Origin of the sequence: Rossellomorea sp. YZS02 (genome assembly GCF_033963925.1) — a bacterium.
Taxonomy (GTDB): domain Bacteria; phylum Bacillota; class Bacilli; order Bacillales; family Bacillaceae_B; genus Rossellomorea.
Genome location: NZ_JAXBLY010000016.1, coordinates 109083 through 119604, shown reverse-complemented (window position 1 = coordinate 119604; position 10522 = coordinate 109083). Strand labels below are relative to the sequence as shown.

6 protein-coding genes and 1 other annotated feature are annotated in these 10522 nt (G+C 44.3%); of the genes, 4 read left to right on the top strand and 2 right to left on the bottom strand.

Features of this window, described 5'->3' with window-relative positions:
* Positions 1–591: 591 nt before the first annotated feature.
* Positions 592–3549, bottom strand: coding sequence for a transglycosylase domain-containing protein (locus SLH55_RS16240; RefSeq protein ID WP_320324000.1), 2958 nt, complete (start codon positions 3547–3549; stop codon positions 592–594).
* A 178-nt stretch (positions 3550–3727) separates the two neighbouring features.
* Positions 3728–3936: a binding site (T-box leader), on the top strand.
* 54 nt (positions 3937–3990) lie between these two features.
* Here SLH55_RS16240 and tyrS point away from each other — a divergent pair.
* Positions 3991–5253 carry a tyrosine--tRNA ligase gene (gene tyrS / locus SLH55_RS16235; RefSeq protein WP_320323999.1) on the top strand — a complete coding sequence of 421 codons (1263 nt, stop codon included), beginning with the start codon at positions 3991–3993 and terminating at the stop codon, positions 5251–5253.
* Between the two features lie 136 nt (positions 5254–5389).
* On the opposite strand, the gene rpsD is transcribed toward tyrS, so the two are convergent.
* On the bottom strand, positions 5390–5992 hold the full coding sequence (rpsD, locus tag SLH55_RS16230) for a 30S ribosomal protein S4 (protein WP_034765742.1): 603 nt from the start codon (positions 5990–5992) through the stop codon (positions 5390–5392).
* Positions 5993–6326: 334 nt separating this feature from the next.
* On the opposite strand from rpsD, the gene SLH55_RS16225 reads away from it, so the two are divergent.
* The 3 genes from SLH55_RS16225 to megL all read left to right on the top strand — a co-directional run bounded on the left by SLH55_RS16225 (position 6327) and on the right by megL (position 10486).
* Positions 6327–6917, top strand: coding sequence for a hypothetical protein (locus tag SLH55_RS16225; RefSeq protein ID WP_320323998.1), 591 nt, complete (start codon positions 6327–6329; stop codon positions 6915–6917).
* Between the two features lie 41 nt (positions 6918–6958).
* Positions 6959–8776, top strand: coding sequence for a sensor domain-containing diguanylate cyclase (locus tag SLH55_RS16220; protein ID WP_320323997.1), 1818 nt, complete (start codon positions 6959–6961; stop codon positions 8774–8776).
* A 528-nt stretch (positions 8777–9304) separates the two neighbouring features.
* Positions 9305–10486, top strand: a complete 1182-nt coding sequence (megL, locus tag SLH55_RS16215) for a methionine gamma-lyase (protein WP_219166475.1) — start codon at positions 9305–9307, stop codon at positions 10484–10486.
* Positions 10487–10522: the final 36 nt, after the last annotated feature.

Here is a 10522-nt window from a genome sequence, read left to right as displayed (position 1 = left end):
AATTACTTCATGGAAGTTTCGCAAAAAAATGTTGAATTGAATAGCTATAGCTGATTAATAGTTGAAAAAGACAAGCAAGGAATTTACACAATATTAAGGACTTGACTAAATAAGCGGAAGAATTCCGGCTATTGATTAAATAGAACTGGGATCACCTTAAATAGACGGAAAGATTCCGCCTATTTGCTCTAAAAACGTGGAAATGGCTATTTTTACTTTGCTTAATCGGAATATTTCCGCTTATATCCCGAAAAAAGCTCTATTCTGCAGTCTTAACCGGAAAATCTCCGCTTATTTTAACGATCACTGGTCACTTAATTATGGAAGATTCTTACTAAATGACACATTCACAAACTCTTCATTACTAATTTTATTGATTTACTATGTGAATGAAAGATATGGGATTTTTCAGGAGGGTGCACTGTGCATGATATTGTAAGTTCAAGTGCGTATAAATATGTGTCTAAAATGATTGCAACTGTATACTTATCCGTTCCTTTGAGAGTAGGGGGTTTTCTAAATGTCTACTCATCATGAAACAAAAAAAAGAGGGAGTCGTCACAATGACGTTTCCCTCTTTTTAATCAATCTTTAGTTCTGTGCTGGTGGTTCACCCGGTTCTGTCGGAGGCTCTGTTCCGCCATCGCCCCCACCGCCGTCACCGCCGCCATCATCCTCTGGTGGTGGCGGTTCTGGTTTGTCCGGTTTATCCGGTTTTGGCGGGGGATCGGTTGGTTTATCCCCCGGTGGTTTCGGGTCCGTACCCGGTTTATCCGGCTTAGGATCCGGTTTTGGTTCAGGTGCAGGTGCCCCGATTTGTACCGTGTTCGATCGGGCAGACTCTTTCCCGGCTACATCGACTGCAACCACATAGAAAGAACCATTTCCGACGGATACAGCATAGCTTGCGCCCGATTGGACGCTTCCGACTTTACCGCCGGATGTGCTGTATACACGGTAACCTACGACGTCGCCGCTTGCGGATGGTGTCCAGGTGATTTTGTTACCATTACCGCTTGCATTGACGGTTCCAGGTGCGGCTCCGTCATCGGAAATCTTGTTTTCCGCGACAAGAACATTTTTAAATCGTTCGTCACCATCAGGAATCAGTTTATCCGGGTTCCCAGGGACAGAACCGAAGATGTTTTTCACAAAGTCAGGGTTCAGGATGACACCCGGCTGTGAAAATTCTTCAGGTGTATTCGGTAATGCCAAGTATTTCTTTCCGTTTACCAACACGTAACGGCTCATGAGTAAGCTGTCATCCGTTTTGGTCGGTACGAATTTAGCGTTGAATAAATCACTTTTTACAAGTCCTGCCTGGCTGCACGCTTCTGATGGAAGCAGTCCGGAGATTGAACAGAAGGATCTTCTGACAATGCCTTCAGGCTGCTTGAACGAGGCATCAGGGTCAATCAGCTCAGGAGCCAGGTCCCTGACATCATTCAGTAAATAAGACCATAAGCGGATATTACGCAATCCGTAATGTCCATATCGAGCTCGTGATGCAGCTGTATTCAATGAAGAAGGTGTATCATAACCGAACCAGGTTCCGAAGGTGATGCTCGGATTTGTTGCCACAAACCAGTGATCTTTATAATCCTGACTCGTTCCGGATTTACCGGCCCAGTCTGAATTGAAGTTCAGGAAGGTTTTCGCGTAACGTCCGGTACCCAGGTTATGATTCAGGGTATCTCTCATCATATCAATCGTTAAATAAGCGGTTTGCGGACTGAATACATCCACAGGGTCAGATTTATGTTCATAAACGATCGTACCATCTTTTTCAACAATTTTGTCGATCATGAACGCATCGATGAATTTCCCGCCATTGGCGAATGTCGTATAGGCATTCACGTTTTCCTCGACGGTCACACCTTCAGTGGTTGCTCCAAGTGTTAACGAAAGGTTATTGTCATATCTGCTGGATAGGGAGGTAAAGCCCATTTTCAGCAGAAATTCTTTAAATGGATTCCGGTTATAGATATTCGCATACGTCCTTACGGCAGGAATATTCAATGACTCCGCCAGTGCGTATCTCGCCGGGAAAAGTCCGCGTTCCCTAAAGGAGTAGTTCTCCGGTTGCCAGCCATTGATGTTAACGGCAACATCAGGAATCGGTGAACCTGGTGAAATATAACCGTATTCCAGTGCAGGCGCGTACGCGAGCAAAGGTTTCATCGTTGATCCGTTCGATCGATGTGATTGGGTCGCATGGTTGATTTGCTCCAATTTAAAATCACGACCGCCGATGAAGCTGATGATGCGGCCTGTTTTATTTTCAATCATCACGGCGCCTACTTGGACCGGCTGTTCCACCTCTACATCTTCACCTGTATCAGGGTCTTTTACCGTGATGGTTTTGGTAGGACCGTACATATCATACGCATCCTTCGTTTTCTGCATTTGGTCATAAATCTTCTTGTTGATGGTCGAATGAATTTCGTATCCGCTTTGACGGACATTCCGGTCTGCCAAAGTATGGTACTTGTCTTCAAGCTCATCATTGTTCTCAAGATCCTGTTCAGAGTAACCATCTTTCTTTGCGAGGACATTTTTCATGATATCCACCGCTCTACTCTCAAGTTCGGCAGTCAGCCATGGATACTGCTCTTGAGGTGATGGCTTCGGCTTCACGAAATCTTTTGAGATGTCATAGGCAACGGCCTCATCATACTGCTTTTTCGTAATATATCCTTCGCGGTGCATCCGGTAGAGGACCGTGTTTTTACGGCTCATCCCGGCTTCAAGATTCTCTTTCACTTCACCATTATTTTTAAATGGCGTATAAGAGAAAGGTGCCTGAGGAAGACCTGCGATGAATGCTGACTGTGGAAGGGTCAGATCCTTTGCTTCCACTCCGAAGATGCCTTTTGCGGCCGATTGAACGCCTGCGATGTTTTGACCGGAGGAATTTCGTCCGAGTGTCGCTACATTCAGATAAGCTTCAAGGATTTCATCTTTTTCAAAGAATCTCTCTAAGCGAAGAGCGAGAAGGATTTCCTTCGCTTTTCTCTCAAATGATACTTCATTCGTGAGGATTTGGTTTTTGATCAGCTGTTGAGTGAGTGTACTCCCACCCGATTGAGTGGATGAATTCGTGAATTCCTGAAGTACGGCACGCATGATCGCTTTTGGCACGACACCGTTATGCTCGTTGAAGTATTCATCTTCCGTGGCAATGACGGCATTTCGCAAATCTTCCGAGATATCTTCAAGCTTCACTTCTTCACGCTCCAGATCTGTCCGGAGCTTCCCCAGATACACATCATCCGAGAAGTAAAGACGAGAGGTTTCCTCGTAGTTGTAAATGTCCTTTTTCATTTGATCATAAGGACGGATCGGTTCTTCCTTGACGAGTGAAGCGAAATAGCCCGCTCCGACTCCTCCTGCAAAGGCAAATCCCAGTACGAAAATCACGACAAGGATCAGTGACAGGTTCCAGAATACTCCGTATGTAATTCTTGCTCGTTTTTGAAATCTAGTATTTGAAAAGAACCTGATTGCAGGGTCTAATTTTTCGAGAAATTTGTTCCATTTTTCCTTCATATATCATTCCCCCCAGAACATTCCCATTATAGCATATTAACAAGTAGGCTGTCGTAAAAAGTCAAATAAAATGGTCTTTTATCACGTGTTTAGTTGACTATTATTTTGGAATATGGTAAAAACCTAATATAGTGATCGTAATGATAATCCGTCATTTGACTGGATTTCTGTACAAATAATACATGCAATGAGAGGAATAAGTAGTCTGCCTTCCCTGTTACAAAGAGAGTCAGTGGTTGCTGTGAACTGACACAAATGGCCGATGAATTACATCCTGGAGCTTTTGTCGTGAACCTTAGTAGCGGCAAACGGTGAGAGCCGTTATCTCTATAGAGTGAAGGATGTTATTCCTTAATTTGGGTGGTACCGCGCGACAGCGTCCCTGCATATATGCAGGGACTTTTTTGTCGTCAGCTTGTTTATCAAAAGGAGGAAAAAAGGATGGATTTATTAAAAGACTTGGAATGGCGTGGGATCACGTATCAGCAAACGGATGCGGAAGGCTTGAAGGACCTTTTGAATAAAGAAAGCATTTCGATTTACTGCGGAATCGATCCGACTGCGGACAGTATGCATATCGGGCATCTGCTTCCGTTCTTGACGCTTCGCCGCTTCCAGAACCAGGGGCATCGTCCACTTGTACTGGTCGGAGGGGCGACTGGATTGATTGGTGACCCGAGTGGGAAAAATGAAGAGCGTAAACTGCAGACCATTGAAGCCATTCAGGGAAATGTAGAGAGCATTAAAGTTCAACTGGAGAGCATTTTTGATTTCGATGGAGACAATGGTGCCGTGATGGTGAATAATTACGACTGGATCGGTGCGATGGATGTTGTCACATTCCTGCGTGACTTCGGTAAGCATGTGGGCGTGAATTACATGCTGGCGAAGGATACAATCTCCTCCCGTCTGGAATCCGGTATTTCATTCACGGAATTTACCTACACGATCCTTCAGGCGATGGACTTCAATCACTTATATGACAACTACAACTGTAAGCTGCAGATCGGTGGAAGCGATCAGTGGGGGAATATCACAACGGGCCTTGAACTGATCAGACGCACACATGAAGAAGAGACGAAGGCATTCGGCTTCACAATTCCACTTGTCACGAAAGCGGACGGAACGAAATTTGGGAAAACGGAAAGCGGAGCGGTATGGCTCGATCCGAAGAAAACGTCTCCTTACGAATTCTACCAGTTCTGGATCAACGCGGCTGATGCCGATGTCGTGAAATACTTGAAATACTTTACCTTCCTTTCACATGAAGAAATCGATGCATTGGCTCAATCCGTTGAAACGGAACCTCATCTTCGCAAAGCACAAAAGACGCTTGCTGAAGAGATGACGAAACTGATTCACGGGGAAGAGGCATTGGATCAGGCCATTCGCATAACTCAAGCTTTATTCAGTGGTGAGATCAAATCATTATCTGCTTCTGAAATACTGGAAGGATTTAAAGATGTTCCATCCTTTGAGCAGGCGAAAGGAGAAGAGATTGGATTGATCGATCTCCTCGTCAATGCAAAAATTTCTCCTTCCAAACGTCAGGCACGTGAGGATGTAGGAAACGGTGCGATCTACATCAATGGTGAACGCGTTACGGATCTCCAGCATGTAATGGTCGAAGCTGACAAGATCGAAGGACAATTTACGATCATCCGCCGCGGAAAGAAGAAATATTTCAGAATTCAGTACGTATAATAGGATATAGAATCTATCAGCGCGGTATCCGTTTCTCTCATCAGGAGCGGGTACCGTGCTTTTATTATGGGAATTTCATGTTTTTATACACAAAAAAACACTGCCCATAGAATGGACAGTGTCTCTTTCACAAAGATTAACGAGAGTAGAACTCAACGATAAGAGCTTCGTTAATTTCAGCTGGTAATTCAGAACGTTCAGGAACGCGTGTGAAAGTACCTTCTAATTTGTCAGCATCGAAAGTTAGGAATTCAGGAACAAAGCTGTTCACTTCCATCGCTTCTTTGATGATGTCAAGGTTGCGTGATTTTTCACGAACTGAGATTGTTTGACCAGGAAGAACGCGGAATGAAGGGATGTCTACGCGAGATCCGTTCACTGTAACGTGACCGTGGTTAACAAGTTGACGTGCTTGACGGCGAGTACGAGCAAGACCTAAACGATAAACAACGTTATCCAGGCGGCACTCAAGTAGCGCCATGAAGTTTTCACCGTGTTTACCTTGTAATTTGCCAGCTTGGTCAAATAGGTTACGGAATTGACGCTCAGTTACTCCGTACATGTGACGAAGTTTTTGCTTCTCTTGAAGTTGTAAACCGTACTCAGAGATTTTTTTACGTTGGTTAGGACCGTGTTGTCCTGGAGCGTAAGGACGCTTTTCTAATTCTTTACCCGTACCGCTTAGAGAGATTCCAAGACGACGAGATAATTTCCAGCTTGGGCCAGTATATCGAGCCATGAATGACTCCTCCTTTATTGTTTTTATTTTGTTGTAAAATAAAAACACCTGTGAATAAACAATTATGTGCATTTTGTTTTCATGTACCTTCGCCCTAGCAGCAGAGGGTTACAAGATACACCTCAATATGTAGAGGAACAAAATACGAGCATAAAGGACTTCACTGAAGCTGCATTATTTTACACAAAGAATATTATATGACGTGAGAGAATAGAAGTCAAGGAAGTATTTTGAGATTCATAAGTCCAGATGAGAATCCCTAAACAAAATAGTCCATAAGTCATTTGTTGTGATATAATAAAAGTTGAAAATTATGTTAAATAGGTGAGCAGATTTGCAGGAATCCAATAGAGAGAAATTTCTTCGGTATCTATTGATCGGTCTGTGCATGCTGGTCGTTTTGGGAGGTTTCATTTATTCCTCTGACTCATCAGAAAAAGTCGATGGGGAAACACCATCCATCCAAGCTGAAGTACTGTCAGTGGGAAGTGAAACGAAGAACCCTGTCATCGCAGTGGCGAAGATGGTAGAAGAGCAGCCGGTCCTTGTCATATATGAACTTGATCGAAATAACCAATATTACTTTAAGGTATTACATAGTGTGTCGTTACATAATAAAGTAAAAACAATGAGCTTGGCAAAGGAACATAATGGAATATGGGTTCAATTGGAAAAGAGGAAGTGGGCGTTGTTTTCCGATGCTTTAGAGGTTGTGAAGGAAAGGAAAGATGCTCCACCAGACGTCACTACTAGCCGGAATCCTTTTTCACAGGAGAAGGGCGGATTCATCAGCCTTCCTGATCATATTCGATTGGATCTTTCAGGCAAAAGCGTGGAACCAAATGAAATTCATTCTATATCAGAAGACGATTCATTATGGATGGTAGTCTTCGAAAAGGATCTGGTACTGGCAAGGAGCCAGTGAAGTAAATGGTGTCACAAACCTTTCAGGTGTGGGTGAGAAAAATGTACGTAATTCAACATGCTTTGCATGAATACAAGTCAAAGCTATTCGATTTAATATATGAAGAAATGTCGGCGGAGAGAGATCAATCTGTTCAATTGCAAAAGTGGCTGACGGTCGTGAAGGATAGCCTCGAAATCGATCGGGCTTTTTTGTATTTTTATACCAATTCAACTTACTACCTCTATCAACCCCACCAGAATGGGGAGGCTCCTCTTACACTTGCTGAAGCCAGGGAAGAATATATTCTTCGTCCGGTCTTAATAGAGAAGGGTGGCCTGTCATCCATTAAATTCCACTTCACGAAGAAGGATGGAAGTCCCTTGGCGATCCTTTTAGTAAAGAAGGAGGATTCGGGCGGATGGGCAGATGAAAGCTTGCTCCATTCTTTTTGGAAGGCAAGCAATCAGTTCTTACAGCATACAGGAGGTATCCAGACGGTCCTCGAAGACGAACGGAGATATCGGGAATTATTCAAGGTGACGGAAATTTTCCACTCGACGAGGGATGTGCGTACGCTTCTCGTACAAATCATCGAGACGTTGAGAGAGGTATTCCCGGTGGATGAATTCCATTTATTATTGTCAAATGACCGGTATGAGTTTGGGGAACTCCCCATCAAGAATTTCGACTTTGATCAAGCCAATGAGTCTGCCATGCAGGCATTTGTCAATGGCAGCATTGAAGCTGGGGAAGAAGACGTCCTCTACGCGCCATTAAAAGGAAAGCAGGGTATTTATGGCGTCCTGGAAGTGAAATCCATTTCCCATGATACGTTTACGGACCATAAGATCGAGTTTATTCGCCTGCTTGCTTATACGGCGGGGAGTGCACTGGAGAATGCCAAGCTTTATGAGCAGTCGAAGAGGCTCATCACCGATCTTCAGCTCATCAATGAAACGTCCCATCAATTGAATCTGAACTTACGACTATCCGAAACCGTCATGTTCTTAAAAAAACAGATCAAGCGGTCTTTTCAGGCATCAGCGATCGGATTCGTCCTCCTTCAAAAAGGAGAGTACACCATTTTAGATGAAAGCTCCCCTGTCTTTTTTGAAGAAAAGGGAAGAAACTATATTTCTTACGTAAAAGAGCGGATCGAAAAGGAGAGGGATGCCATCTTTTTGGGTGATGTCAGCGACCGATTTGAAACAGCGGTCGACTTTCCGTCCATCATGGCCGCACCCATGATTCAAAATGAAGTCCTGATCGGATTCTGCGTGGTACTACACAAGGAACCTTATATGTTCTCGTTCGATATGTACAAGCTGTTGCAGTCATTCATTCACCATTCAACCCTTGCCATCACCAATGCCACCCTTCGTGAAAAACTCGAGCATATGGTCATTACCGATCATATGACCAAGCTGTTTGCGCGGAATTATTTGGATGACGAAATGGAATCCTGCATGAATAAGGATGACTTAGGCACGCTGCTACTGATTGATATTGATGATTTCAAATCCATCAATGATAACTACGGCCATCAAATCGGTGATGAAGTCATCATAGAGGTGTCCAATCTGATCAAAGGCGTCGTCAGCCATCATGGTTTCGTAGCCAGGTGGGGAGGGGAAGAATTGGCCGCTTATCTGCCTTCCTTGGGAAGGGAAAAAGGCCTGGAAATCGCCCGCCAGATCATTAAAGATGTCCCATTGAAAACAAATCCATCCGTCACCCTCTCCTGCGGATTATCCATCTGGAGAAAGAACGACGACACCTGTCCCAAATCAGTCAAAGAACTGGTGAAAAAAGCAGACGAAGCACTCTACCTCGCAAAGAATAATGGAAAAAATCAGGTTGTCAACGATTGTGATTAAAGTAGTACCAAATTAAAGATGAACTGGGAAGAGCCATTTTGGTTCTTCCTATTTTATTTAGGTCTGCGTAGAGACTGATGTTTAAAAGGGTGATTGGACTAATTTCTTTACTTTTAGCTATAGGAATCGATGACCAGATTACCTGCTAACAAAGTTCAGTAATGAAAAATGAAGCAATACATTCAATATTCTATTAGGTGAAGGTAGTTAAGCTTTGAAGTTGTAAAAAAAACCAAAAAGTTGATTGTAGCGGAAGGTGCTCGACTCCTGCGGGAAACGCGTGAAAGTTGAGACCCCACAGGGCAAAGCCCGAGGAGGCTCAACTCACGCCCCGCGGAAAGCGAGCACCTGTAGCGGAAATCAACCAGCACCTCACCATATTGAGAACCAATGTTGACACTGGCTTCATATACCTAAACCACAACTTCCTTTATCACTTTAGTGTAACCGCTTTCTTTTTCCTCCCGGTTATCATATTCTAGAATAGTAGTTACTTAGACTTAAAGGGAATACTGGGAGGAATACTGAATGAAAGAAGAGAAACGTTTTGAAACACGGGTGATTCACGAGGGGTATCAATCGTCTCAACATTTTGATAGTTTAGCACCCCCTTTATACCAAACTTCTACTTATACCTTCGCAAATGCGAAACAAGGGGAAAATCGATTTGCCGGTGAAGAAGAAGGATATATATATTCAAGACTGGGAAATCCGACGGTATCCATATTGGAAGAACGGATGGCTTCATTGGAAGGCGGGGAAGCGGCCCTTGCTTTCGGTTCCGGGATGGCGGCTGTGAGCGCAGTGTTGTTCTCCCTGACCAAATCAGGGGATCATATCCTCTGCTCGCAAGGGGTATACGGCTGTACGTTCGGTCTCCTTGAACTACTTCAAGAGAAATTTGCCATCGGACATGACTTTTCTTCCATGGATACAGAAGAAGAGATCCGTGGCAAAATCACGGAGAACACAAGCTGCATTTATGTAGAAACACCGATCAATCCGACCATGCAGCTCATTGATCTGGAACTCGTTGTGAAGGTCGCGAGGGAAAAGGGGATTCCCGTAGTAGTGGACAACACATTCTGTTCTCCGTATCTTCAACGTCCGCTGGAGCTGGGGTGTGACATTGTCATCCACAGCGCAACGAAATACATCGGCGGGCACGGGGACGTGGTGGCAGGCCTTATCGTCGGTTCACAGGAAAAAATGGCCGAAATCCGGATGACCACCCAAAAGGATATCGGTGGCATCATTTCTCCATTCGATGCCTGGTTATTGCTGAGAGGATTAAAAACATTGGCCGTGCGCATGGACCGTCACTGTGACAGCGCTGAGAAGATTGCTGATTTATTAGCGAAACACCCTGCTGTAGAAACGGTTATCTATCCTGGACATGTCAATCACCCTCAGCACGGAGTCATGAAGAAACAAATGAAAAAACCGGGCGGCATGATTTCCTTTACGCTGAGAGGCTCGAAGGAAGAAGCACAGAAATTCATGGACGATCTCGATATGATCAAGATCGCGGTCAGTCTGGGCGATGCCGAAACGTTGATCCAGCATCCTGCCACCATGACTCATGCCGTCGTGCCTGAAGAGTCTAGAAAGAGCATGGGAATTAATGATTCTCTTCTAAGACTCTCCGTGGGACTAGAGGCACCTGAGGATATTTGGAGTGATTTATCACAGGCTCTGGATAAGGCGTAAGGAAAAGAGGAAGTAGCCTAAATTCAATATATGAAA

Bases quoted from the DNA above. Each gene is read 5' to 3' on its own strand.
- SLH55_RS16240 (WP_320324000.1), bottom strand. From the start codon at position 3,549: ATGAAGGAAAAATGGAACAAATTTCTCGAAAAATTAGACCCTGCAATC.
- tyrS (WP_320323999.1), top strand. From the start codon at position 3,991: ATGGATTTATTAAAAGACTTGGAATGGCGTGGGATCACGTATCAGCAA.
- rpsD (WP_034765742.1), bottom strand. From the start codon at position 5,992: ATGGCTCGATATACTGGCCCAAGCTGGAAATTATCTCGTCGTCTTGGA.
- SLH55_RS16220 (WP_320323997.1), top strand. From the start codon at position 6,959: ATGTACGTAATTCAACATGCTTTGCATGAATACAAGTCAAAGCTATTC.
- megL (WP_219166475.1), top strand. From the start codon at position 9,305: ATGAAAGAAGAGAAACGTTTTGAAACACGGGTGATTCACGAGGGGTAT.